General features: G+C 66.7%; 23 protein-coding genes. 13 read left to right on the forward strand and 10 right to left on the reverse strand.

Translation table 11 applies throughout. From position 1 onward, the window contains the following. Window positions 1–75 precede the first annotated feature (75 nt). From SOM61_RS03595 to SOM61_RS03610, 4 genes are all read left to right on the forward strand, one after another. Window positions 76–474: a GntR family transcriptional regulator gene (locus tag SOM61_RS03595; protein ID WP_320472822.1), complete on the forward strand. Its 399-nt coding sequence runs from the start codon at window positions 76–78 to the stop codon at window positions 472–474. Continuing rightward, entirely contained in the window at window positions 471–1,220 is a 750-nt protein-coding gene (locus SOM61_RS03600) for an ABC transporter ATP-binding protein (RefSeq protein WP_320472823.1), read from the forward strand. The genes SOM61_RS03595 and SOM61_RS03600 overlap by 4 nt, the downstream gene beginning before the upstream one ends. Next, on the forward strand, window positions 1,217–2,626 hold the full coding sequence (locus SOM61_RS03605) for a hypothetical protein (protein ID WP_320472824.1): 1,410 nt from the start codon (window positions 1,217–1,219) through the stop codon (window positions 2,624–2,626). The genes SOM61_RS03600 and SOM61_RS03605 overlap by 4 nt, the downstream gene beginning before the upstream one ends. 199 nt (window positions 2,627–2,825) lie before the next feature. Continuing rightward, window positions 2,826–4,448, forward strand: a complete 1,623-nt coding sequence (locus SOM61_RS03610) for a methyl-accepting chemotaxis protein (protein WP_320472825.1) — start codon at window positions 2,826–2,828, stop codon at window positions 4,446–4,448. Between the two features lie 191 nt (window positions 4,449–4,639). Here SOM61_RS03610 and SOM61_RS03615 read toward each other — a convergent pair whose 3' ends face one another. Both SOM61_RS03615 and SOM61_RS03620 read right to left on the reverse strand, forming a co-directional pair. Next, window positions 4,640–5,530, reverse strand: coding sequence for a bile acid:sodium symporter family protein (locus SOM61_RS03615; protein ID WP_320472826.1), 891 nt, complete (start codon window positions 5,528–5,530; stop codon window positions 4,640–4,642). 23 nt (window positions 5,531–5,553) lie between these two features. Then, a complete protein-coding gene (locus SOM61_RS03620) occupies window positions 5,554–5,739 on the reverse strand; it encodes a hypothetical protein (protein WP_320472827.1) in 186 nt (61 codons plus the stop codon). On the opposite strand from SOM61_RS03620, the gene SOM61_RS03625 reads away from it, so the two are divergent. Continuing rightward, a complete protein-coding gene (locus SOM61_RS03625) occupies window positions 5,738–8,242 on the forward strand; it encodes a PAS domain-containing protein (RefSeq protein ID WP_320472828.1) in 2,505 nt (834 codons plus the stop codon). The two genes, SOM61_RS03620 and SOM61_RS03625, sit on opposite strands and share 2 nt — an antisense overlap. Here SOM61_RS03625 and SOM61_RS03630 read toward each other — a convergent pair. Next, window positions 8,239–8,439: a hypothetical protein gene (locus SOM61_RS03630; RefSeq protein WP_320472829.1), complete on the reverse strand. Its 201-nt coding sequence runs from the start codon at window positions 8,437–8,439 to the stop codon at window positions 8,239–8,241. The two genes, SOM61_RS03625 and SOM61_RS03630, sit on opposite strands and share 4 nt — an antisense overlap. 7 nt (window positions 8,440–8,446) lie before the next feature. After that, window positions 8,447–8,803 carry a winged helix-turn-helix transcriptional regulator gene (locus SOM61_RS03635; RefSeq protein ID WP_320472830.1) on the reverse strand — a complete coding sequence of 119 codons (357 nt, stop codon included), beginning with the start codon at window positions 8,801–8,803 and terminating at the stop codon, window positions 8,447–8,449. A gap of 139 nt (window positions 8,804–8,942) precedes the next feature. Here SOM61_RS03635 and SOM61_RS03640 point away from each other — a divergent pair, with 139 nt between their 5' ends. Then, window positions 8,943–10,040 (forward strand): alkene reductase, encoded by a 1,098-nt coding sequence (locus SOM61_RS03640; protein WP_320472831.1) that lies wholly within the window; start codon window positions 8,943–8,945, stop codon window positions 10,038–10,040. A gap of 161 nt (window positions 10,041–10,201) precedes the next feature. Here the strand turns inward: SOM61_RS03640 and ggt are convergent, their stop codons facing one another. Beyond that, window positions 10,202–11,974, reverse strand: a complete 1,773-nt coding sequence (gene ggt, locus SOM61_RS03645; protein ID WP_320472832.1) for a gamma-glutamyltransferase — start codon at window positions 11,972–11,974, stop codon at window positions 10,202–10,204. Then, the gene (locus SOM61_RS03650) at window positions 11,974–12,387 is read right to left on the reverse strand and encodes a hypothetical protein (protein ID WP_320472833.1); all 414 of its coding nucleotides are present in this window, start codon (window positions 12,385–12,387) and stop codon (window positions 11,974–11,976) included. The genes ggt and SOM61_RS03650 overlap by 1 nt, the downstream gene beginning before the upstream one ends. Before the next feature lie 169 nt (window positions 12,388–12,556). Between SOM61_RS03650 and pstS the strand changes: the two genes are divergently transcribed. The 4 genes from pstS to SOM61_RS03670 all read left to right on the forward strand — a co-directional run bounded on the left by pstS (window position 12,557) and on the right by SOM61_RS03670 (window position 18,105). Next, window positions 12,557–13,585 carry a phosphate ABC transporter substrate-binding protein PstS gene (gene pstS, locus SOM61_RS03655; protein WP_320472834.1) on the forward strand — a complete coding sequence of 343 codons (1,029 nt, stop codon included), beginning with the start codon at window positions 12,557–12,559 and terminating at the stop codon, window positions 13,583–13,585. 107 nt (window positions 13,586–13,692) lie between these two features. Next, on the forward strand, window positions 13,693–14,355 hold the full coding sequence (locus SOM61_RS03660; protein ID WP_123070113.1) for a winged helix-turn-helix transcriptional regulator: 663 nt from the start codon (window positions 13,693–13,695) through the stop codon (window positions 14,353–14,355). A gap of 105 nt (window positions 14,356–14,460) precedes the next feature. Further along, on the forward strand, window positions 14,461–17,160 hold the full coding sequence (locus tag SOM61_RS03665; protein ID WP_320472835.1) for a bifunctional diguanylate cyclase/phosphodiesterase: 2,700 nt from the start codon (window positions 14,461–14,463) through the stop codon (window positions 17,158–17,160). A gap of 123 nt (window positions 17,161–17,283) precedes the next feature. Then, entirely contained in the window at window positions 17,284–18,105 is an 822-nt protein-coding gene (locus tag SOM61_RS03670) for an endonuclease/exonuclease/phosphatase family protein (RefSeq protein ID WP_320472836.1), read from the forward strand. A 5-nt stretch (window positions 18,106–18,110) separates the two neighbouring features. Here the strand turns inward: SOM61_RS03670 and yghU are convergent, their stop codons facing one another. Then, window positions 18,111–18,959, reverse strand: a complete 849-nt coding sequence (gene yghU, locus SOM61_RS03675; protein ID WP_320472837.1) for a glutathione-dependent disulfide-bond oxidoreductase — start codon at window positions 18,957–18,959, stop codon at window positions 18,111–18,113. Window positions 18,960–19,170: 211 nt separating this feature from the next. On the opposite strand from yghU, the gene SOM61_RS03680 reads away from it, so the two are divergent. Together SOM61_RS03680 and SOM61_RS03685 are read left to right on the forward strand one after the other, a co-directional pair. Continuing rightward, complete coding sequence (locus SOM61_RS03680; RefSeq protein ID WP_320472838.1) at window positions 19,171–20,784, forward strand: family 43 glycosylhydrolase; 1,614 nt, start codon at window positions 19,171–19,173, stop codon at window positions 20,782–20,784. 80 nt (window positions 20,785–20,864) lie between these two features. Further along, window positions 20,865–21,893: a GlxA family transcriptional regulator gene (locus SOM61_RS03685; RefSeq protein ID WP_320472839.1), complete on the forward strand. Its 1,029-nt coding sequence runs from the start codon at window positions 20,865–20,867 to the stop codon at window positions 21,891–21,893. On the opposite strand, the gene SOM61_RS03690 is transcribed toward SOM61_RS03685, so the two are convergent. The 3 genes from SOM61_RS03690 to SOM61_RS03700 form a co-directional block, all read right to left on the reverse strand. Beyond that, on the reverse strand, window positions 21,871–22,623 hold the full coding sequence (locus SOM61_RS03690; protein WP_320472840.1) for an SDR family oxidoreductase: 753 nt from the start codon (window positions 22,621–22,623) through the stop codon (window positions 21,871–21,873). The genes SOM61_RS03685 and SOM61_RS03690 overlap by 23 nt on opposite strands. A gap of 143 nt (window positions 22,624–22,766) precedes the next feature. Beyond that, entirely contained in the window at window positions 22,767–23,264 is a 498-nt protein-coding gene (locus SOM61_RS03695; RefSeq protein ID WP_320472841.1) for an Ohr family peroxiredoxin, read from the reverse strand. Window positions 23,265–23,375: 111 nt separating this feature from the next. Next, window positions 23,376–24,323, reverse strand: coding sequence for a LysR family transcriptional regulator (locus SOM61_RS03700; protein WP_320473068.1), 948 nt, complete (start codon window positions 24,321–24,323; stop codon window positions 23,376–23,378). A 314-nt stretch (window positions 24,324–24,637) separates the two neighbouring features. On the opposite strand from SOM61_RS03700, the gene SOM61_RS03705 reads away from it, so the two are divergent. Next, window positions 24,638–25,048 carry a cupin domain-containing protein gene (locus SOM61_RS03705; protein WP_320472842.1) on the forward strand — a complete coding sequence of 137 codons (411 nt, stop codon included), beginning with the start codon at window positions 24,638–24,640 and terminating at the stop codon, window positions 25,046–25,048. The last annotated feature ends 54 nt before the right edge of the window (window positions 25,049–25,102 follow it).

Here is a 25,102-nt window from a genome sequence, read left to right on the forward strand (position 1 = left end):
CATGAAATCGCGGTCGAGGTTGACAAGGTCGTAATCCAAGTCTAGTGTATTAACCGACTAATACACAAATACGCAATGACCAGCCATTCTCCCCAACTGTTCTCGATCGTCCCCGGATCGACCGAGCCGATCTACCGGCAACTGGTCGATCAGGTGCGCCGCATGGCGGCCGGCGGCCAGCTGGCGCCGGGCGATGCGCTGCCCTCGGTGCGCGAGACCGCGTTGCAGCTCGCGGTCAACCCGATGACCGTCTCGAAAGCCTACGGGCTGCTCGAGCTGGAAGGCGTGCTCGAGCGTCGGCGTGGTGTCGGCATGGTGGTCGCGGATCGCCCGCGCAGCGTCAGCGACGCCGGCGAGCGCCTGGCGCTGCTGCGGCCGACCCTGGAGCGCGCCGCGCGCGAGGCGCGCGAGCTCGAGCTCGATCCCGACGCCATCCTTACCCTGTTTACCCAAATCCTGAAGGAATCAGCATGACTGCATCCCCGATCCTGATGCGCGGCGTCGCCAAGCGCTTCGACAGCAAGCCCGTCCTCGATGGCCTCGACTGGGAAGTCGGGCAGGGACAGGTGATCGGCCTGCTGGGACGCAATGGCGCCGGCAAGTCGACCCTGATGGAGTGCCTGCTGGGGCTGCGCGAGATCGACGGTGGCAGCATCGCGCTGTTCGGCGAATCGCCCGACGCGCTGTCGGACGCGACCCGCGCGCGCATCGGCTACGTGCCGCAGAAATCCGACCTTTTCGACTGGATGACGCCGCTGCAGATGCTGGACTACTTCAAGGCGCTGTATCCGCGCTGGAATGACGCCAAGGTGGAAGGCTTGCTGGATCGCTGGGGCATCGATATCGCGCTGCGCAACAAGCCGATCCGGAGTTTGTCGGGCGGCGAGCAGCAGCGCCTGTCGATCGTCCGCGCGCTGGCCCATGATCCCGAGCTGCTGGTGCTGGACGAACCGGTGTCGGCGCTGGACCCGGCCGGCCGACGCGATTTTCTCACCGAGCTGATCGACGGCGTCATCGAGCGCGGCACCACGGTGGTGTTCTCGACCCATATCCTCACCGACCTGGAGCGGGTGGCGCTGGATGTTGCCTTCCTGAAGGACGGGCGCATCGCGCTCGAAGGCGACCTGGACGACCTGCTCGATGGCGCCGCCGGTCACGTGCCGGCTGGTGTGCGCGTGCCGTCGAACCTGGAAGACCTGTTCATCGAGGTGACCCGGTGAGCGCGCGCCTGGCATTGTATGGACTGCTGTGGCGGGCGGCGCTGGCGCAGGTGCATCCGTATGCCCATCGTATAGCCCTGTGGCTGACGCCGGCCGCGGCGCTGGCGGCCGTGGTGTTCGCAATGGACGCCCATGATGCGGCGACCGCACTGAGGTGGGGCTGCAATATGCTGTTCGGTGCGGCCCTGCTGACCCTGGCCTGGGGCTATCTGCCCGGCGCCTTCAAGCTCAATACGCCCGCCAATGCCCAGCTGACTCCCGGCATGCGTGCGCGCCTGCTGGAGCTGGGCACGGCGGTCTGGCTGTTGTGCATAGTCGGCATCGCGGCAGCCAATGCCGGAAGCGCGTCCACTATTTCCCTGCCCGTGGTGTGGTTCATGGTGGCGTCGCTCGGCATGGGATTGGCGGCAACCGGAAGCAGCGCAGGCGCCGTGGTCATGATCGCAATCTGGCCACTGATGGGCCTGCCTTCCTTCGTGCCGGAAACGGTACGCGCCATGATGGCGCATGCGGCCTTTTTGCCGCTGGTCGCGGCTGTGCTGGTGCTGCCGGGCCTGGCGACAATGCGCGCGATCCTCCCGCAGGGCGGAGACCGGCATTGGCGCCTGCTGTCGAAACCGGGTCTGTGGCGCAGCAAGCACACGTTCGGCAATTACGAGGGTGGACGGTTCATGCGCTGGTGGCAGACCCGGTCGTTACGCCGGGCGGCCAGCCGGCGCGACCTGGGCGGCATGCTGCTGCATGGTGCCGGGCCCGGCCTGCAAGCGGGCGGCATCGTGCTCGCCATCGGCGCCGTGGGCCTGCTCGGACTGGCGCTGATGGGCCTGGTCCATATGAGTAGGGATCCCGCGGCTGGCGCGTGGGTCGAGAAGACGGGCTGGATGTGGAGCCTGATGCCGCTGGTCCTGTTTCAGCTGCATGCGATGCTCTTGGCCGGCATGTCGGACAAGCCCGCCGGCCAGCCCTTGCTCAGGCTGGCGCCGGCCATGCCCGCCACCGCGCCGCGTTTCAACCGCCTGCTGGCGTCGACGCTGCTGCGCAGCTGCCTGGTGGTATGGGCAATTGCTGCAAGCGCGGCTTTCCTGCACAGCGCCTTGTCCGGCGCCGACGCAGACGGCTTAGTGGCGACGGCGAGCGTGTGCTGCCTGGCCCTGCCGGTCCTGGTCCTGCCCCTGCGCGATCATGCCCGCCGCCCAATCAGCAATTCGGTGTTGCAATGGCTGCTTGCGCTGGCAATCAGCGGCGCCTGCCTGCTGCTCGCCATCCCCGTTGCGCGCCTCGCGATATTGCCGGTTTTGCCGACCGGCGCCGGTCTTGCCGTCGTGCTAACGGCGCTCCTGGTGTCGCGCAACTACCGCGCGATGCTCCGTGCGCCGTTCGCTTTTCCTGCCGGAAGGCTGGATTGACGGGAAGACCGCATTTGATCAAGCGCGATGATTCGTTCATTAACTTAGTTATGGAAATGGACAGATCGACCGTTCTTATTGTTGCGGAGCAACAACCGAAAACCTGCATTTTTGATACTTAACTTCGGTTTTTGCTGAAAAATAGTCGGTCTGGCGCTAAGGTTTCTCCTGTCGAAAAACTTTCATCTCCAAGGCAACCATGCTTTTCAAACTGACACTGCGAATCCGCCTCATCGCCACGATGGCCATGCTCGGCTTCCTCATCACCGCCGTCGGCCTGCTCGGCATCTACGGCATGCGTGAAGACCACGGCACGCTCGAGCAGGTGTATTCGAACCAGCTGGCGTCGAGCATCGCGATCAATAATTCCAAGAACTTCCTGAACCGCGCCCGCTTCGGCCTGGACCGCGCCGTGTTTCATCCGGATGCGGCCGATGTCGGCAAGACCCTGAGCCGCGCCAAGGGCTTCATCGACGATTCGAACAAGGAGTGGCAGCGCTACCTGGCCCTGCCGCGCGACGGCGAGGAAGCGGAACTGGCCAAGACCCTGGAGGTCGAACGCAACCGCTACATCAACGACGGCATGCTGGCGCTGGCCACCGCCCTCGAGCAGATGAACGTCGAGCGCATCGAGGCGCTGTCGATGAAGGAAATGACGGCCTTGTACGGCACCTTCGACAAGGCATCGGTCGCGCTGGACGATTACCAGCTGAGCACCGCCAAGCATGGTTACGACGAGAGCGGCCGCCTGTTCGACATGCTGATGTGGGTTTCGGGCGCCAGCGTGGCGCTCGGCGTGCTGCTGGCGGCGGTGTCGTCGTGGCTGCTGCTGCGCGCCATCATGCGTCCGCTCGACCATGCGCTCGGCCACTTCGACGCGATGGCCCATGGCGACCTGTCCACCCGCGTCGTGGTCGACCGTGACGACGAAATGGGCGCACTGCTCAAGGGCCTGGCCACCATGCAGCAGCAGCTGGCCACCACCGTGCGCAGCGTGCGCGACAGCAGCATGTCGATCGCCAGCGCCAGCAGCGAGATCGCGGCCGGCAATATGAACTTATCAAGCCGTACCGAGGCCCAGGCCAGCGGCCTGGAAGAAACCGCTTCTTCGCTCGAGGAATTGACCACCACCGTCCAGCACAATGCGGACAATGTGCGCCAGGCCAATAACGTGGCGCGTTCGGCGTCCGAAGTCGCGCTGCGCGGCGGCCAGCTGGTGTCGGAAGTGGTGCAGACCATGGGCGCCATCGACACCTCGTCCAAGCGCATCGTCGACATCATCTCGACCATCGACGGCATCGCCTTCCAGACCAATATCCTGGCGCTGAACGCGGCCGTCGAAGCGGCCCGCGCAGGCGAGCAGGGCCGCGGTTTCGCGGTCGTGGCCGGCGAAGTGCGCAACCTGGCGCAGCGCTCGGCGGCGGCGGCCAAGGAAATCAAGGAACTGATCAGTACCTCGGTCCGCAACGTCGAGGCGGGCACCGCCCTGGTCGACAGCGCCGGCACCACCATGGACGAGATCGTTGCCAGCGTGACCCGCGTCAGCGACATCATGGCCGAGATCCTGGCCGCCGGCGAAGAGCAGACCGCCGGCATCCAGCAGATCAACGAAGCGGTCAGCCATATGGACCAGGCGACCCAGCAGAACGCCGCCCTGGTCGAGGAGGCGGCCGCCGCCACCGGCGCGCTGCAGGACCAGGCGCATGCGCTGCAGCAGATGGTGGGCGTGTTCAAGGTCGATGCGCAGGCTGGCGTGGCGAACCAGGCGCAGGCGCCGTTGCGCTCGCGTGCGGGCCACGAGCGTATGGCCCTGGCCGCGTAAGCAAACCCGTCGTTCCCGCGTAACCAAGCACGTCGTTCCCGCGTAACCAAGCTCGTCGTTCCCGCGGAGGCGGGAACCCAAGTCCTTCGCGCTGACGGCGCCTTCAAACGCAGGCACTGAGCGAGCAAGCTTAGGTTCCCGCCTGCGCGGGAACGACGTGCTTGAGCTAACGATTCCAACATCAGCTCAGCTCAGCTCGACGCCACCACCACCTTCACCCCGGCCCCGTGCCTTCGCAGCACCAGCACCCCGAACGCCGTCGCCAGCACATACATGCTGATCGAATAGATCGCCGCCGGCACCATCAGCTGGAAGTCGCCCAGCACCGACACCGCCACGAAAATCGCCAGCGTCGAGTTATGGATCCCGATCTCATAGCCGATCGCCACCGCGTTCGGCTTGTCGAGGCCGGCGATGCGCGGCACGTAGTAGCCCAGGCCCAGGCTGGCCGCGTTGAACAGCACCACCGCCAGCCCGACCGTGGCGAACGAGCCGGTCAGCGCATCCCATTCCTTGGCGAAGGCGATCAGCGCCAGCGCCGCCAGCACCGTCATCGAGAAAATCTTCATCGGCTTGTCGGTGCGCGCCGCGAAACCCGGCGCAACGCGCTTGACCGCCATCCCGATCGCCACCGGCACCAGCACGATGCCGATGACTTCCATCACCTTGGCGGTCTGCATCGGCACCACCTGGCCGCTCTGCGAAAAGCTGGCGATGGCGAAGTTGGCGATCAGGGGGAGCGTCACGATCGACAGCAGCGTATTGATCGCGGTGAGCGAGATATTCATCGCTACATTGCCTCCGAACAGGTGGCTGAACAGATTCGCCGATACTCCCCCGGGCGAGGCAGCCAGCAGCATCAGGCCGATCGCGAACACGGGCGGCACGTCCAGCAGCACGATCAGGCCGTAGCATAGCGCCGGCAATGCCAGCGCCTGCAGCGCCAGCGCCAACACCACCGCCTTCGGATGCCCGAGCAGGCGCCGGAAGTCGCCGACGGTCAGGGACAGGCCCAGGCCGAACATGATCAGGGCCAGCGCCGCGATCAGGAGGGTGGGTAGCAGAGTAATAAAATCGGTCATCGCGCGTCTCCTTCGTGGTGTTCTTATGGGATGTCGGCGCGCCGGACTGCGCATGCGCGCCATCCTGCCAGTGTAGTCGAGTGCGCGGCAAAAAAATCGTCCGGCGGCGCCGATATCGCGGCGCGGTGGCGTTGCAGGGCGTGCAATAATGCCGCATGAATGCGCGCAACCACGTCCTGGAACCCCATCAGGCACACGATCGAATCCATGGGTAATCCAGCAGTGTTTCCCGCTTCCGGCGCCGCCATGGCCGCGGCGATCCGCGGCCATGACTGGGCCGCCTCGCCGCTGGGCCCGATCGCATCCTGGCCCGCCACGCTGCGCACCAGCATCAATATCGTGCTCGACTCGGCCTTTCCGGGCTTTATCGTCTGGGGGCCGGAGCAGATCCTGCTCTACAACGACGCCTACGCCGAGATCCTGTGCAACAAGCATCCGGCCGCGCTGGGGCAGCCGTTCCAGGCCGTCTGGCACGAAATCTGGGACGTGCTCGGGCCGCTGGTCGAGCGCACCCTGGTGGGCGGCGAATCGCACAAGATGAACGACATCCCGCTCGTCATGCAGCGCAAGGGCTATGCCGAGCATACCTGGTTCACCTATTCCTACGGTCCGGTGCGCGACGACGCCGGCAGCATCCTCGGCCTGCTGTGCACCTGCATCGAAACCACCGAGGCCGTGCTCAGGCAGCGGCGCCAGGCGGCCGATGAAGCCGTGCTGCGCGAGCACGAATCGGCGACGCGCGTCGATGCCGAGCGGGTTCAGCTGGCGCTGGAGGCCGGCGCCATCATCGGCACCTGGTTCTGGCACCTGCCGACCGACCGCTTCACCGTCGACGAAGCCTTTGCGCGCGCCTTCGGCCTTGACCCGGCCATCGGCCGCACCGGCCTGTCCCTGGCCCAGGTCGTCGCCACGGTACACCCCGACGACCAGGCCGGCCTGGCCCAGGCCATCAACACGGTGATCGCACGCGGCGGCCACTATGCCCACCAGTATCGGGTACGGCGCGCCGACGGCCGTTATTACTGGATCGAGGCCAATGGCCGGGTTGACCTGGCGCCGGACGGCACCGGCCTGCGCTTCCCGGGCGTGCTGATCGACGTCGAGGGCCGGCGCGCGGTGGAGGCCGAGCGCGACGGGGCGATCCTCAAGCTGCGCGCGCTGAACGAACAGCTGGAACAGAAGGTGCTGGCCCAGGCGCTGGCGCGCGGGCGCACCTGGCAGCTCAGTCCCGACATCCTGGGCGTGCTCAATGCCGACGGATTCATGGAGAGTTCGAACCCGGCCTGGCAGGCCGCTCTGGGCTGGAGCGAGGAAGAGGTCGCCGGCACGCCCTTCCTCGACTTCATCCACCCCGACGACCGCGCCCGCACCGAGGCGGTCTGGCGCGACGCGCTGGAGGGCGGCATTCCCGCGCTGCGCTTCGAGAACCGCTACCGCCACAGGGCCGGCGGCTGGCGCTGGCTGTCGTGGGTGGCGGTGCCGGACGAGCGCAAGGTGTACTGCTCGGCGCGCGACATCAGCGTCGAGCGCGAACGCCAGGCTGAGCTGGAGCGGGCGCAAGAACAGCTGCGCCATTCGCAGAAGATGGAAGCGGTGGGCCAGCTTACCGGCGGGCTCGCGCATGATTTCAACAACCTGCTGGCCGGCGTCGCGGGCAGCCTGGACCTGGTCAAGCTGCGCTTCAAGCAGGGCCGCGTGGACGAGATCGAGCGCTACGTCGCGGTGGCGCAAAGCGCGACCAGGCGTGCGGCGGCGCTCACCCACCGGCTGCTGGCATTCTCGCGGCGCCAGACGCTGGCGCCGCGCGCCATGTGCGTCAACAGCATGGTCGACGGCTTGCTGGACATGATCCGGCGCACGGTGGGCCCCGGCGTGCGGGTCGAGCCGGACTACAGCGGCGTGCCGTGGACGGCGCTGGTCGACCAGTCGCAGCTCGAGAATGCGCTGCTGAACCTGTGCATCAATGCGCGCGACGCCATGCCGGAAGGCGGCCGCATCGCGATCGCGACCGCCAACCGCGTGCTCGACGCCGACGCCGCGCGCGGCCACGAGCTGCCGCCCGGCGACTATCTCGTGCTGTCGGTCGCCGACAGCGGCACCGGCATGGCACCTGGCGTGCTGGCCAAGGCCTTCGAACCCTTCTTCACCACCAAGCCGCTGGGCCAGGGCACGGGGTTGGGACTGTCGATGATCTATGGCTTCGCCAAGCAATCGGGCGGGCAGGTGGCGATCGATTCGCAGCCGGGGCAGGGCACCACGGTCAGCATTTTCCTGCCGCGCCACCGCGGTGAGGCCGACGAGCGCGATGCGGCGCCGGCCGCCGACGCCGCGCCGCCGGCCGGCCAGGGCGAGACGATCCTGGTGGTGGACGACGAACCGAGCGTGCGCATGCTGGTGGTCGATGTGCTCGAGGAGCTGGGTTACACGGTGCTGGAAGCCGAGGACGGCGCCGGCGGCCTGGCGCTGTTGCAATCGGAGGCGCGCATCGACCTCGTGGTCTCGGACGTCGGCCTGCCGGGCATGATGAATGGTCGCCAGATGGCGGACGCGGCGCGCATCAAGCGTCCCCTGCTGAAGGTCCTGTTCATCACCGGCTATGCCGAAACCGCCTTGCTCGACCACGGGCAGCTCGCGCCCGGCATGTCGGTGCTGACCAAGCCGTTCTCGATCGACGCGATGGCGCAGCGGGTGCGCGAACTGGTCGCGCGCTAGGAGCCCGCGCCGGGCCAGGTCGACAGCGCCTGCTCGACCACCGCATCGAGCATCTCGCGCTCGAAGCCGGCCTTGGCCTGGATCGCCATGCCGTGCAGCAGCGCCATCACATAGGCCGCCAGGGCGGCGGGCCGGGCCGAGGCGGGCAGGTCGCCTTCCTCGACGTGGCAGGGGGCTCGGAATCTGACGCCGCCCATGGGGGCGCTAGGCGCTGCGAATTGCACGCGCGGAGGAGATCGCACCGATCTCCTCCATGTTCTCGCTGCCCCATGCGCACAGCGGCTGCAGGGTACTTGCCAGGCTCTTGCCGAACCCGGTCAGCGCGTATTCGACATGGGGTGGCACCGTGCGGAAGTCGATGCGCTGAACCAGGCCGTCACACGCCATCTCCTTGAGCTGTTGGCTCAGCATCTTCTCGCTGACATTGCCGACCAGCCGCCTCAATTCGCTGAAACGCAGCTGACCGCCATGCATCAGGTGGTAGACGATCATGAGTTTCCATTTGCCTGCGATCAGGTCGAGCACGGCTTCCATGCCGCAGTTGAAGGCAGCTTCTTTCATCCGAACGTCTCCCGGTTTTACACTTACAAAAAAGTGGGTACTGGTGTAAATCATATCATGGAGGCTACCATCCGGAATATACGATGCCGGCGCCAGGAAAGAAGCGCCTGGCCCTTTCACATCCTCACCGGAGTAAGCAATGCATTCCAGCGATATCCTGTTCCAACCGATCAAGGTCGGCGAAGTCGAACTTCCCAACCGCATCGTCATGGCGTCGATGTCCCGCGCCCGGACCGAGAACCCGGAGCATATTCCTGTCGCGCTGCAGGCCGAGTACTACCGCCAGCGCGCGTCCGCCGGCCTGATCCTGAGCGAAGGAACGTGGCCGAGCGAAGAGGCGATCGGCGCGATCCACGTGCCAGGCCTGTTCACCGAACGGCAGGCCGACGGCTGGAAGCACGTGACGGACACGGTGCATGCCGCCGGCGGCCGGATCTTCGTCCAGCTCGGCCACTGCGGCGCGGCCTCGCATCCCGACCTGCACGGCGGGCGCCTGCCGCTGGCGCCTTCGGCCGTCAGCCTCGAGCAACCGGTGTTCACGCCGGACGGTTTCAAGACCTCGCCCATCCCGCAGGCCATGACGCTCGGCGATATCGAGCGCACGATCGGCGACTATGCGCGGGCGACGCGGCTGGCGCGCCAGGCGGGATTCGACGGAGTCGAGCTGCACGGTATCGTCGGCTACCTGATCCCGGAGTTCCTGCACGACAGGTTCAACCTGCGCGAGGACCGCTACGGCGGCAGTATCGAGAACCTCGCGCGCTTTCCTCTCGAGGTGCTCGAAGCGATGATCGGTGAATGGAGTGCGGGCCGCATCGGTCTCAAGCTCAGTCCAGGCGTCGGTCTCGGCGCGCTCCAGCCGACGGCGCAAACCCTGCCGACCTACGAATACCTGGTGTCGCGGGTAGCGCAGCTGAAGATCGCCTACCTGCAGCTATACCATCCTGCCGGCGAGCTGGGGGGCACGCCGGTCGCGGCGCTTGGAGAGGGAACGGCCCGCTATTTCCGCCGCTTCTACGACGGCACGATCATGGCCAACGGCGGCTTGACGCTGGAATCGGCGCGCGCTTTGCTCGATGCAGGGGATGCCGATCTCGTGTCCTTCGGCGCGCCCTATATCGCCAATCCCGATCTGGTCGAGCGCTTCAGGCAAGGAGTGCCGCCCGCGTCGGCCGACCCGGAGACGTATTACCAGGGAGGCGAGCGCGGCTATACCGATTACCCGCCTGCCAGCTAGGGAAGCACTGATTTATTCTGGCGGGTTGGTATCGGTCACGAAAAATGTGCCCGACAAGGCGCAAACCGCAGCGATACCGCGTGGTATCGCGAGGATTTGCAACGCCGCTGGGCGCATTTTCTCGTGGCCGAGACCTCCGCCATGAATAAATCAGTGCTTCCCTAGTGCCCGCGGCGCTGCACCAGCGCCGTGCCGACGCCGTGGCGCTTGCCCTCGCTGACGGCGGTGACGGTGCCATCCGGGTTGAACACCAGCGCGTTGGCCGCGCCGATTTCCTCGGCCGGGCTTTCCCAGCGCTGGCCAAAGCCTTGCAATGCACGCGCCTGGTCGCTGCCCGCGAAGCCCGGCTCGACCGACGTCTCCGAGGCATTGCGCTGGCTGATGCGCGGCGCATCGAGCGCCTGGTCCATCGGCATGCCGAAGTCGACGTGGTTGACGATGGTCTGCAGCACCGTGGTGATGATGGTCGAGCCGCCCGGGCTGCCGATGCTGAACGCAGGCTTGCCATCCTTGAGCGCGATGGTGGGCGCCATGCTCGAGCGTGGCCGCTTGCCGGCTTCGGGCAGGTTCGGGTGCGGGCCGCTGGTGTCGAAATCGAAGTCGGTCAGTTCGTTATTGAGCAGGAAGCCGTAGCCCGGCACCACGATCCCGCTGCCGCCCCAGGATTCGATGGTGAAGGTGTACGCCACCACATTGCCGTCCTTGTCCGACACCGTCAGGTGGGTGGTGTGCGCGCTCTCGGGCGCCAGCTTGATGGCGGCGGCCGGCTGGGTGCGCAGGGGGATGCTGGGGTCGCTCTGGTAGCGGTAGGGGTCGCCCGCCGCCACCGCGCCCGACGCGGCCTTTTGCGGATCGATCAGTGCGCGACGCTCGGCTGCATACTTTTTCGAGAGCAGGCCGGCGAGCGGCGCATCGACGTATTCGGGGTCGGCCAGATAGGCATTGCGGTCGGCGAATGCCAGGCGGCTGGCTTCGATATAGAGATGCTCAGCCTGGGCGCGCGGCAGTGATGCCAGGTCGTAGCCTTCGAGGATGTTGAGCGCATGCGCCACCGTCGGGCCGCCGCTGCTGGGCAGGTGCATGCCAACCAGCTCGTAGCCGCGGTAGCTGCTGCGCAGGGCGGGACGGATGCGCGCCTCGTAGTTGGCAAGGTCCGCCATCGTCATCGCGCCGGGACGTACGGCATACCCTTTCGCGACCGGCGGCCGGTTGACGCTGTCGACGATCGCGCGCGCGATCGGCCCTTCATAGAATGCCTTCACGCCGCCTTGCGCGATCTCGCGGTAGGCGCGCGCCATGCCGGGATTGCGCAGCAGCGTGCCTTCGGGGAGGGCCTTGCCCTTGTGCAGGTATAGCTCGCTCGTCGGCGCGAACTGGCGGAATTTCTTTTCGTTCTGTCCCACCAGCTGGCTGAAATTGGCGTTGACCCGAAACCCCTTGTCGGCCACTGCGATCGCCGGCGCCAGCACCTGGGAAAAGCGCATGCTGCCATAGCGCTCGAGCGCCTCGTGCCAGCCGCGCACGGTGCCCGGCACGCCGACCGCCGCCCCGCTGGCCACCGCCGTCTCGAAGTCGAGCGGCTTGCCGTCGTGCTGGAACAGTCGCGGGCCCACGCTGGCAGGGGCGGTCTCGCGGTGGTCGATGGTGATCGCGCGTTTGTCCCTGGCCAGGTAGATCACCATGAACCCGCCGCCGCCGATGCCGCAGCTGAAGGGATCGGTGACGCCCAGGGTGGCGGCCGCGGCCACCGCGGCGTCGATCGCATTGCCGCCGTCGTTCAGGATGGCCAGCGCCGCCTGCGAAGCCTGGAGGCTGATCGTGGCGACCGCGCCGCCGGTGCCGGTCGCGACCGGCGCAGCCGCAACGCTCTGGAGCGAAACAGCAAGGACCAGGCCACACGCCAGTGCGGCCTGCGGCAGGCGGCCCGGCGCCATCAGGTGCCGTACATATTGAAGACCACCGGATACGACGCCGGTTTCTCTTCGGCCATGCCGCGCGGCGGCGGCACGAACGAGGGATCGAGTTCGACGCGCGCGCCGCGCAGGCCCGGCGAGGTAAAGCCGGGTTTGCCCTGCACCAGCCAGAAGCCCTGCGCCACGTTGTTGGTGCGCAGGGTGAAGCGGTAGGCCAGCTGGCCGGCCCACATGCAGCGCGCATTGTCCGGGCAGCGGCTGTCGTCGGCGCCCTCGTAGGTGAGGGTCAGGCGCGAGTCCACCGGCACCTGTGGCAGGTTCAGGGTCTGGCGCTCGTTGAGCACGTATTGGGCGTCGGGCAGGTGGTCGGGCGTGGCGCAGGCCGACAGAAGGCCGGCGGCGGCAATGGAGAGGACGCAGGGCAGGGTGCGCATCGGTGTCATCCAGGGTTTGATGGGAAACCCATGATAGCAAAACCGCAAGCAGCCGGTCGCGTGACATCGAAAAGACAGGGCATGGTCAAGTCATAAACAGGTCATATTCGGCAGCTATTCTTTTTCCTGTAGTCCAAAACATACCCCTTAACCAAAGTTAGGAATAACAATGCTCAAGAAGATCCTCGCCGGCGCTGCCGCCACGCTCGTGATGACGACCTCGTTCGCCGCCGACATTACCGGCGCGGGCGCGACCTTCCCGTACCCGATCTACGCCAAGTGGGCCGAGAGCTACAAGGCCGCCACCGGCACCGGCCTGAACTACCAGTCGGTCGGCTCGGGCGCCGGCATCAAGCAGATCAAGGCGAAGACCGTGGACTTCGGCGCGTCGGACATGCCGCTGAAAGCGGAAGAGCTGGAGAAGGAAGGCCTGATGCAGTTCCCGGCCATCATGGGCGGCGTGGTTGCCGTGGTCAACGTCGAAGGCGTGACCCCAGGCCAGCTGAAGATGACCGGTCCACTGCTGGCCGACATCTACATGGGGAAGATCACCAAGTGGAACGCGGCTGAAATCGCCGCCCTGAACCCAGGCGTGAAACTGCCGGCCGCTGACATCACCGTCGTGCACCGCGCCGACAGCTCGGGCACCTCGTTCCTGTTCACCGACTTCCTGGCCAAGACCAGCCCGGCATGGAAAGAGAATATCGGTTCCGGCACCACCGTGAAGTGGGCCGTGGGCGTGGGCGGCAAGGGCAACGAAGGCGTCGCCGCCAACGTGCAGCGTATCAAGGGCGCGATCGGCTACGTCGAGTGGGCCTACGCCAAGAAGAACAAGCTGTCGCACACCCAGCTGCGCAACAAGGAAGGCGTCGACCTGCAACCGTCGGACGACGTGTTCAAGGCCGCTGCCGCCAATGCAGAGTGGACCAAGGCCCCAGGCTTCGGCGTGGTGCTGACCGACGGCGCCGGCAAGCAAAGCTGGCCGATCACCGGCGTGTCGTACATCCTGATGCACAAGACCCAGGCCGACGCCAATAAAGGCCAGGAAGTCGTGAAGTTCTTCGACTGGTCGTTCAAGAACGGCGCTCCTGCAGCCGCCGAGCTGGACTACGTGCCGATGCCTGCCAGCGTCGTCAAGCAAGTCCAGGACGCCTGGAAAGCCAACCTGAAGGACGCTTCGGGCAAGGCCATCATGTAAGACGCCTCCGTGGCGACCAATCCGGCAGCCAGGCTGCCGGATTTTCTTTGGTGCGGTCGCGGCACCGCTGACCGCACCAATGCAGTTCCTCTCTTTTTGGGCATCCCATGACAACGGCGAACACGATCGTCCTGGTGATCGACGACAAGCCGGCCATTGCCGAGCTGCTCAAGTTCTCGCTGCACGAGGACGAGTGGGTCTGGCATGACGTGCCGAGCCTGGCGCAAGCCTGGGACTTCATCGGGCGCGAGCGCCCGGAACTGTTGCTGCAGGAATCGATGCTGCGCAACGAAGGCGGCATGCGCCTGCTGGCGCGCCTGCGCGGCGACCGCCGCCTGCGCGAGCAGCCGGTGATCCTGCTGGCGGCGCAATGCGCGGAAGGCGAGCGTCCCGCCAGCCTCCCGGCGCCCGTCCCCCATCCCGAATTCATTCCCCAGGCGCCGGCCGACCAGGTACGCGAGCTGTCGCCCGAGTCGCGCCTGTTGCGCTCGGGCCGCCTGGTGCTCGATCCGCTCAGCTGCAGCGTGCGGGTCGGTAACCACAAGGTCGAGGTCAGGCATGCCGAATACCGGCTGCTGCGCTTTTTGCTGTGCCATCCGGGCCAGGTGTTTTCGCGCAGCCAGCTGCTGGAGCAGTTGTGGGAAGCCCACGCCTCGCTCGACCAGCGCACAGTGGACGTGCACGTGCTGCGCCTGCGCAAGGCGCTGGGGCGGGCCAAGTCGCTGATCAAGACGGTGCGCGGCGCCGGCTACATGCTGTCGCCGACCTGAGCGGCGCCGAGGCCCGCCGTAGCGGGCCTCAGGAAAAATTACGCATGTCACAACGCTGACATGTTTGCTATCTAGACTTGCGGCAACTAGTCCTGATTGTCCGCAATGAGCAAACCTCCTGGCCTCGCCCCCTATCTGGATCCCTCGCGCGGCAACCGCTTCCTGGTCCCGCTATGGCCATTGCTGGCCGTGCTGGTGTGCTGCGCGCTGTGGGCCGCAACCCTGTTGCGGGTCGAGGCCGAGCAGGAGCGCGTGGACAGCCAGGCGCGCAAGGACGTGGCGGCCTACGCCGAAGCCTACGAGCAGTACATCACGCGCTCGGTAGCGCAGATGGACCAGATCACGATGCAGCTCAAGTTCAGCTGGGAGAATTCGCGCGAGGCGGGCCTGCTCGACGAGATGCGGCGCGACGGCATGTTCACCGACAGCGCCTTCCATGTGGTGGCGGTGCTCGACCGCGGCGGCATCGTGCGCTCCAGCACGCGCGCCGGCCTGATCGGCGCCGACCTGGCCTCGGGCGCCTGGTTCAACCACCACCGCGACAATAATTCGACCGCCCTGCGGGTCGGCGCCGCGCCGACGCAGCTCGGCAGCGCCGACGACGTGGTGTTGTTCACGCGCCGCCTCGAAACCCGGGAGGAGGAATTCGACGGCCTGGTGCTGATGGCCATCGACGCCCGCTATTTCACGTCCTTCGTCAGCCCGGCCACCATCGGCGCCGGCGGCATCGTGGCGCTGGCCGGCAGCGAAGGGCGCTTGCGGGTCGAGCAGCGCAGCAACGGCGCATCGTTCGTGGACGCGGTCGCGCTGCCGCGCCGCGGCGCCGTCTGGTCGGGCGAGCAGGGTGTGCGCCTGGTCGAGGGCGAGGGCGGCTTCGCCGACGGCCAATCGCGCGTGCTGGGCTGGCGCCAGTCGACCGCCTATCCGCTGGTGGCCCTGGTCGGCCTGCCGCAGCACGATGCGCTGGCGGCCAACAACGGCTACTGGATCGAGAGCCGCGACCGCGCCATCGTCGCCACCCTGTGCCTGCTGCTGCTGGGCGCGGTCGGTGCGGTGCTGGCGCGCCGCGCCGTGGCGCGCGACAAGGAACAGGACGAAGTACGGCGCGCCTATCGCACCGCCACCGAGAGCGGCAACGACGGCTTCTACATGGCCTCGGCGGTGCGCGCGCGCGACGGCCAGATCACGGATTTCCGCATCGTCGACTGCAATGAACGCGGCGCCTTCTTCTACGGCGTGACGCGCGACGAACTGGTCGGGAGAAGCCTGACCGAGATCGATAGCGGCTTGTTCGGCGAAGAACTGCTGTCGACCTACCGCAAGGCGATGGACAGCGGCTTTTACGAGGACGACCGCAAGATGCCGAGCGATAACCGGCTCAACATCAGCTGGGGCCGCCGGCGCCTGGTACGGGTCGGCAACGGCCTGGCGGTGACGCTGCAGGACATCAGCGAGCGCAAGGCGCATGAAGACCAGCTCGAGCGCCTGGCCAACGAAGATACGCTGACCGGCCTGGCCACCCGCCACGCCTTTTTGGAGCGCATGCCGGCCATGCTGGCCGGGGCCCAGGGCGCCGCTTCTGGCAACCCCGCCAACGCCGCGCTGCTGTTCATCGACCTCGACGAATTCAAGTATGTGAACGACACCCACGGCCACGCCACCGGCGACCAGCTGCTCAAGGCCGCCGCCGGTCGCCTGCTGTCCTTGCTGCGCCCGAGCGACCAGGTGGCGCGCTTCGGCGGCGATGAATTCGTGGTCTTGCTGTCGCCCTGCGACGGCGAGCGCCAGGCCGCCTCGGTGGCCTCGCGCATCGTGGAAGCCTTCGGGGTGCCGTTCCTGATCGGCGACGAGCTGCACGCCGTGGGTTCCTCGATCGGCATCAGCATGTACCCGCGCGACGGGCTGGATGCCGAGACCCTGGTCAAGCACAGCGACATCGCCATGTACGTCGGCAAGAACGAAGGCAAGGGGCAATATCGCTTCTTCGATCCCTCCCTGTCGTCGACCCTCAATTCGCGCGCGCGCCTGAAGCAGAACATGCTCGAAGCGTTGGAGGCCGACCAGTTCGTGCTGCACTACCAGCCGCGCGTGGATGCGCGCAGCGGAGAACTGCTGAGCATGGAAGCGCTGGTGCGCTGGCGCCATCCGTCCCTGGGCATGGTAGCGCCGGGCGAATTCATCCCGCTGGCCGAAGCCACCGGGCTGATCGTGCGTATCGGCGAGACCGTGATCGACAAAGCCTGCGCGCAGCTGGCCGCGTGGCGCGAGGCCGGCGTGGCGCTGGTGCCGGTCTCGATCAACGTCTCGCCCAAACAATTCCTGCGCGGCGGCGTGCAGCGCCAGCTGAGCGCGGCGCTGGTGAAGCACCGGGTGCCGGCCAGCCTGATCGAGGTCGAGATCACCGAGTCGGCGATGATGGGCGACCAGGATGACATCCTGGCCGAACTGGCGGCCCTGCGTTCACTGGGCGTGAAACTGCATGTGGACGATTTCGGCACCGGCTATTCGTCGCTGTCGCAGCTGCAGCGATTGAAGATGGACGTGCTGAAGGTCGACCGCGCCTTCACCACCGAGCTGGCCAACTCGAAAGAGGGCAAGGTGTTCTTCCAGGCCATCGTGTCGATGGCGCACGCGCTGGGCATGTCGGTGGTGGCCGAGGGCGTCGAGACCGCGGAGCAGCTGGCGATATTGCGCCACCTCGATTGCAACGAGGTGCAGGGCTACTACATCGCGCGTCCGGTGCCGGCCAACGAGATGGCGGCGATGATGGAGCGGCGCTATCTGCTCGATGCCGCGGTGGCGTAGTGCGCCGTTTAGTAATGCGCCTAAACTGCGCCGCTTTCGGGCCTGTTGGCGCGATGGTCCAGGCGGGTTGTGCTTAACTTGCCACGGTATCCACTTTCCTGACCCTGGACCATGAAGATCGTCTTGTCACTTTTCACCGCGCTCGCCGTCCTGGTCGGCAGCGCTGCTGCCGCACCGATGAACGTCGCCAGCTTCAACCTGCGCTACAACAATCCCCAGGATGGCCCCAATGCCTGGCCGGCGCGCAAGGAGCTGGTCAAGGCGCTGATCCGCCATCATGCGTTCGACATCGTCGGCACGCAGGAGGGGCTCGCCGGCCAGGTCGCCGAGCTGGCGCGGATGGAAGAATTCGACCACGTCGGCGTCGGCCGCGACGATGGCAAGCAGGCCGGCGAGCATTCGGCCATCTTCTATCGCAAGAGCCGCTTCGCGCTGCTGGACAAGGGCGACTTCTGGCTCAGCGAAACGCCCGACCGCCCATCGCTCGGCTGGGACGCCACCTGCTGCAACCGCATCGTGTCATGGGCGAAGCTGCGCGAGCGCGACAACGGCCGCGTGTTCTACGTCTTTTCGGCGCACTTCGACCACGAGGGTGTCGTTGCGCGCCGTGCCTCGGCTGACCTGCTGCTGCGCAAGATCGCGGAAATCAGCCGCGGCGAACCGGCGATCTGTGTGGGCGACTTCAATTCGACGCCCGATACGCCGCAGATGCAGGTGATGGCGAAAGCCATGCGCGACGCCTTCCAGGTGAGCCGGACGCCGCCGTACGGCCCGGTCGGCACCTATCACGGCTTCCGCTTCGACGCGCCCATGCTCGACCGCATCGACTACGTCTACGTCGACCGGCATTTCGAGGTGCTTGGCTATGCGGCCCTGAGCGATTCGCTCCACGGACGCTTTCCGTCGGACCACCATCCGGTGGTCGCGCGCGTCGAATTCCGGTAAGACGCTCAGTCGAGATCGGCCGCGGCGTGCCGCTCGTGCACCTGGTCGTGCTCGGGGCCGAATGAACGGTTGACCTTGCGTCCGCGGATGACGGCCGGGCGCGCGGCGATCTCGTCGGCCCAGCGTTTCACGTGCTTGTATTCGTGCACCGACAGGAATTCCGCGGCGTCATACAGCTGGCCCAGTACCAGGCCGCCATACCATGGCCAGATCGCCATGTCGGCGATCGTGTATTCCTCGCCCGCGACGAAGCGCTTGTCGGCCAGGTGGCGGTCGAGCACGTCGAGCTGGCGCTTGGCTTCCATCGCATAGCGGTCGATCGGGTACTGCAGCTTTTCGGGCGCATAGGCATAGAAGTGGCCGAAACCGCCGCCCACAAAAGGAGCCGAACCCATCTGCCAGAACAGCCAGTTCATCGTTTCCGCGCGCGCCACGCCGTCCTTGGGCAGGAAGGCGCCGAATTTCTCGGCCAGGTAGACCAGGATCGAGCCGGATTCGAACACGCGCACCGGTGCAGGCAGGCCTGCGCTATGGTCGACCAGGGCCGGGATCTTCGAATTCGGATTGGCCTCGACGAAACCGCTCGAGAACTGCATGCCTTCGTTGATGCGGATGAGCCAGGCATCGTATTCGGCGCCGCTATGGCCCGCCGCCAGCAATTCTTCCAGCAGGATCGTCACCTTCACGCCGTTCGGCGTGGCCAGCGAATACAGCTGCAGCGGATGCTTGCCGACCGGAAGTTCCTTGTCGTGGGTCGGGCCTGCGACCGGGCGGTTGATGCTGGCGAAGGCGCCGCCCGACGAGGCGGGCGGGGGCCAGACTTTCGGTGGGACGTAGGATGCTTGGTCAGCCATGTGCTCTCCTTGAACTTGCCGTGACAAAGAATTCATTCTAGCCAAAGGAAGAAAAATCCGTTGGAGAGGCCCCGAAAAGGGCGTGGCGCCCTGCCACTTGCTACAAGATTCGTACAACTTTCCGCATTCACATGGGGAAAAGTCGGCTATCGCTGGCGTCGGCACGGGCGATTTCCTATCCTGTCCGGTCCACCACGAGAAAGACCAGGACATGACGAACCCTTCGCGTCGCGACGCCTTCAAGATCCTGCTGGCGGGCGCCAGCCTGCCGGCGCTGCCCGCGGCGGCGGCATCATCGACCGACTGCCAGGCTGGCGGCCAGGCCTGGCGCCGCGGCATCGAAGGTCAGCGCCAGGCCGACCAGGGCGACGGCACCTACCTGAATCCCATCATCGCCGGCGACCATCCCGATCCCACCGTCCTCAAGGACGGCAAGGATTACTACCTGACGTATTCCTCGTTTTATTCCTACCCCGGCCTGGTGATCTGGCACTCGACCGACCTGGTCAACTGGCGCCCGGTCGCGCCCGCGCTGAAGAAACCCCTGGGGACGATCTGGGCCGTCGACCTGTGCAAGCACGACGGCCGCTATTTCATCTATATTCCGGCCGCGCCGGACGGCAAGCCGTGGTCGATCCATGCGATCTGGGCCGACCGCATCGAGGGGCCGTGGAGCGACCCGGTCGACCTCAAGATCGCGGACTGCATCGATCCCGGCCACGTGGTGGGCGAGGACGGCAAGCGCTACCTGTTCGTCAACGGCATCCGCAAGATCCGGCTGACCGACGACGGCCTGGCCACTGACGGCAAGCTGGAAAAAGCCTACGAACCGTGGCGTTATCCGGCCGACTGGATCGTCGAGAACTTCGCACCCGAGGGGCCGAAGCTGCTGCGGCGCGGCGAATGGTTCTATCTGGTGACGGCGGTCGGCGGCACCGCCGGCCCGGTCACCGGCCATATGGTGATCGCGGCGCGCTCGGACTCGGTGCACGGGCCGTGGGAACACTGCCCGCACAATCCGCTGGTGCGTTCGCTGAGCACCGCCGAGCCGTGGTGGTCGCGCGGCCATGCGACGCTGATCGAGGGGCCGGCCGGCGACTGGTGGATGATTTATCACGGCTACGAAAACGGCTACCGCACGCTGGGGCGGCAAACCCTGCTCGAGCCGATGGAGTGGACCGCCGATGGCTGGTTCCGCGCGCTGGGCGGCGACCTGTCCAGGCCCCTGCCCATGCCCAAGGGCGGCAGGAAAGGTGAGGCCGGTTTCGCCCTGTCCGACGATTTCAAGCGCGATCGTTTCGGCGTCCAGTGGAGTTTCCACGATCCGGCGCCGGACGAGATGACGCGCGTGCGCTTCACGCAGGACGGCCTGCGCATCGCGGGGCGCGGCAAGTCGCCGGCCGACAGCCGCCCGCTGACCTGCTCCGTGGGCGACCGTGCCTACGAGGTAGAGGTGGATCTCACCCTGGAGGGAGAGGCCGAGGCCGGCCTGCTGCTGTTCTACAGCCAGAAAGCCTTCGTCGGCATCGGCTTCGCGCCGGACACCATCAAGACCTTCCAGTACGCGGACGAACATGGCTGGGCGCGGGTCCAGCGCGCGACCTCGCGCGTCAGGGTGCGCCTGTCGAATGACGACCATGTGGTCACGCTGCGCTATTCCCACGACGGCGGCAAGACCTGGACCCTGCACGGCACGCGGATGGAGGTCTCCGGCATTCACCACAATGTGTTCGGCGGTTTCCTGAGCCTGAAAGTGGGCATCTACAGCGCGGGGAAGGGCGCGGTCACGCTGGGCGATTTCCGCTACCGGGCGCTGCCTGCATAACGACTTGACCTGCCGGATCGGGCGGCCATACTATAGCTGATCTCGTCGTATCCACGGCGGGTAACGCCCATCCCGCACACATGAACCTGCCCCTCACGCCAGCGGCGCCGCGACAGGCGCGCCTTGTCCTGTTCGTCGGCTTCCCCGGCATGTGCATGCTCGACATCGCCGGTCCGCAGACCGTGTTCTGGTGCGCGTCGAAAGCCATGGAAGAGCGCGGGCTGCCGGGCTACCTGCGCCATACGGTGAGCATCGACGGCGGCCTGGTGCAGACCCTCGAAGGCGTGGCGATGCAGACCGGGCGGCTGGACGATTTCGCGCCCACCGAGGTCGACACCGTGGTCGTGCCGGGCGCGGCGGACATTGTCACCTCCGTCCGCGAACAGCAGGCGCTGGTCGACTGGCTGCGTCGGCACGCGGGCGAGGCGCGCCGCATGTCCTCGGTCTGCACCGGCGCCTTCGTGCTCGCCGCCGCCGGCCTGCTCGACGGCAAACGCGCCGCCACTCACTGGCTGACTTATGACCTGCTGCGCGACACCTATCCGCTGGTCGAGGTGGACCGCGAAGCGATCTTCATCCAGCATGGCGACACCTGGACTTCGGGCGGCGTCACGGCCGGCATCGACCTGGCGCTGGCGATGGTGGAAGCCGATTGCGGCCGCGAAGTGGCGCTGGCCGTCGCGCGCGAGCTGGTGGTGTTCGTCAAGCGCCCCAGCAACCAGCCCCAGCTCAGCCGGATGCTGCAGGCCCAGGCCGGCGACGGTCCGCTGTTCGACGAGCTGCATATGTGGATCCTGGCCAATCTGGAACGGTCCGACCTGAGCGTCGAGGTGCTGGCCGCGCGCATGCGCATGAGTCCACGCAATTTCAGCCGCGTGTACAAGGACAAGACCGGGCAGACGCCGGCCCGGGCGGTCGAGCGCTTGCGCCTGGAGACGGCTTGCCGGCTGCTCGAGGATTCCGGGCGCCACGTCGACGGGATCGCCCAGCTGTGCGGCTTCGGCGACGAGGGACGCATGCGCAAGACCTTCCAGCGCCACCTGCACACCTCGCCGAGTGCTTACCGCCAGCGGCTGGCGCCAGTACCTAGCGTGCCGCCTGCGCCTTGAGCCAGTCGTCGACCTTCACCGTGCCCAGGCGCGCACCCGGCCCCGGCACCAGCGTGTCTTCCTGCAGCAGCGCGCCAAAATAACGCGCCTGCTCGTCGGCCACGACCTTGCGCTTATCTCCCTTGGCTTCCAGATAATGCTGGACCAGGTCGGCCAGGCGCACGCGCTCGGGTCCCGCGATCTCGACTACGCCATTGCGCGGCGCACCGAGCGTGTAGTCGGCCATGGCCAGCGCCACGTCGTCCGACGAGATGGCCTGGATATTGGCTGGCGACAGGCGGATCGCATCGCCTTCGGCGCCGGAGGCCGCGATCCCGCCCAGGAACTCGTAGAACTGGGTCGAATGCACGATGGTGTAGGGCAGGCCGGACTCGCGGATCAGCGCCTCTTGCGCGATCTTGCCGCGAAAGTAGCCGCTTTCGGCCAGGCGCTCGGTGCCGACCACCGACAGCGCGACGTGGTGCCTGACGCCGGCCTTCTTCGCCGCCCCCAGGAGGTTGCGGCCCGAGGTGGTGAAGAAGTCCATCACCGCGTCGTCGGCGAACGAGGGCGAGTTGGCCACGTCCACCACGATGTCGGCGCCGGCCAGCGCCTGGTCCAGGCCCTTGCCGCTCATGGTGTCGACGCCGGTGTTCGGGGAGGCGGCCACGGCCTCGTGGCCGCGCTGCTTGAGGATGGCGACCAGTTTGCTGCCGATCAGGCCGGTGCCGCCGATGACGATGATGTTCATGATGTCCTTTCAGATCCCAGTGCGGCTGGGCGCCGTGTGCGACGATTCGCCACGGTATCGAGTGTAGGAGCGTGCCTGGCGCGGCGGTAGGCCCATCCGGGGCGGCACGCTGGTGCACGCCAGGCACCAATCATTGGCTGCCTTCAGCGCACCAGCGCCACCACGCACACGATGCCCTGGCGCGCCATCTTGGCGTAGGGGCAGATGCGTTCGGTATTGCGGATGAGTTCCTCGGCGGTGGCGCGCGGCACCCGCGGCAGGTCGATGCGGATCTCGGCCATCAGGGTGTACAGGCCGTCGACCGGGTCGCGGCCGAAGGTCACGGCGGCGTCGACGGTGGCGTCCTCGAGGGCGATGCCGGCGCGCGTCGCCAGCAGCTTGAGCGCGCCATGGAAGCAGGCGGCGAAACCGGCGGCGAACAGCTGCTCGGGATTGGTGCCGCCGCCCGGGCCGCCCAGCGCCGCCGGCAGGCGCAGGGCCAGTTCGAGGTTGCCGTCGTCGGAGCGGGCGATGCCGGACGCACGCCCGTGCGCCGCCTCGCCGCCGCTGACCCGCACCGTGGTCGAGTACAGCGGTTGGAAATCGTCGCCGACGTATTTGTCGAGCAGGGTGGTGGGCGGGGGCGCCAGCCTTTTTTTCAACGCGGTCTCCTGGAGTGTTTTTGGCCAGTGTAGGAAGGCGCGGCGCCGGCTGCTAGCGCCGCGCCGGTCACCGTCATGTATCCCGTCGCGCAACAATCGCGCTGGCCGCCGTCAAGCGCTGAAGCTGGTCAGGCAGTGCAGGTCGAGCGCGCGGATGCGCGGGGTGATGTAGTCGATGAAGACCCGGGTGCGCAGCGGCAGGTGGTGCCGGCTCAGGTAGCAGATGTAGTGGCCGCGGTCGTCCGGCGCGTGCTGGGGCAGGCAGGCGACCAGGCGGCCCGCGCGCAGGTGCTCGCACACCTGGTAGCCGGCCATCTGCGCCAGGCCCGCGCCGTCCAGCACCGCCTGCAGCACCAGCTCGGCGTCGTTGAAGCTGTGGTTGGCCATGGGCAGCAGCGTGCGGCGCCGGCCGTCTTCCTTGAATTCCCATTCGCACACCTGGCCCGAGGGCAGGCGCAGGTTGACGCAGCGGTGTTGCGCCACCTCGTCGATCGTGTGCGGCAGGCCATGCGCGCCCGCATAGGCCGGCGCGGCGCACACCAGCATCTGCATCGGGATCAGCTGGCGCGCGACCAGCTGGCTGTCGTCCAGGCGGCCGTTGCGGAACGACACGTCGATGCGGTCGGCGATGAAGTCGAGCGGGCTGTCGTCGAGGATCAGGTCGAGCCGGATGTCCGGATAGCTGGCGTGGAAGCCGCGCAGCAGCGGCGCCACGATCTTGCGGCCGAAGTCGCTCGCCGCGTGCAGGCGCAGCTGGCCGCGCGGCACGCCGCAGCGCAGCTCGCGCATCTCTTCCACCGATTGCACGATCCGCTCCACGCCCGGCTTGCAGTTGGCGTAGAACAGTTCGCCCTCGCTGGTGAGCGAGGTGCTGCGCGTGGTGCGCAGGAACAGGCGGGTGTCGAGCTGCGATTCGAGTTTCTGTACGCTGCGGCTGACGGCGGAGCGGCCGATGCCGAGGCGCTCGGCGGCGCGGGCGAACGAGCCTTCGTGGACCACGGCGATGAAGGCGAGCACGCCGGCATAGGTGGTGGAAAAGCTCGAGGCCAGCCCATCCATTTCAGGCGCGGCCGGCGTCAATGGGGATGATGGCTGGACGAATTCACCGATCGCGAAGCGTTCGTTCTTCATGGCTTCTCTCAGTTGATACTTGTTGCTACTTAGTTGCTCATGTGACTTCCATCATGGTAGTTGCGCGAGATCTTTTTCGTAAATGACAAATAACGGCCGAATCCCGCCAAGGCATGGCATGCGGCGCGGCTTCCGATTGTTGCGTTCGAGGCAGCGGCATGGGGCCCGGCGCGCGCCTGTCGCACGGGCAGGACTCTCCCTACACTGGACGTCATGTTCACATTCGTATTGAAGGAGAGACCATGTCACGCCTGAGAAAATTTGCCGGAGCCGCCGGCCTGTTGATGACCCTGCCGCTGGCGGCGCCCGTCTGGGCCGCGGCGCTGGATCCGGTCGTCAAGGAGCTGTTCAGCAAGGCGCTGGACGACCATCCCGGCAAGGAAGTGCTGATGATCACCGTCGTCTATCCGCCGGGCGGCGGCGACCCCGTCCACCGCCACGATGCGCATGGCTTCATCTATGTGCTGGAAGGGACGATCGTGATGGGGGTGAAGGGCGGGAAGCAACACACGCTGGGGCCGGGCGAGACCTTCTATGAAAACCCGCGCGACCTGCATACGGTGGGCCGCAATGCGAGCAAGACCAAGCCGGCCAAGTTCCTGGTGTTTTTGCTCAAGGATAAGAACAAGCCGTTCTTCATGCCGGTGCATTGAGGCTGACGTAAACGCGTCGTCCCCGCGGAGGCGGGACCCAAGCTTGCAAGCGTT

The organism is Massilia sp. CFBP9012, assembly GCF_034045115.1.
GTDB lineage: Bacteria > Pseudomonadota > Gammaproteobacteria > Burkholderiales > Burkholderiaceae_D > Telluria.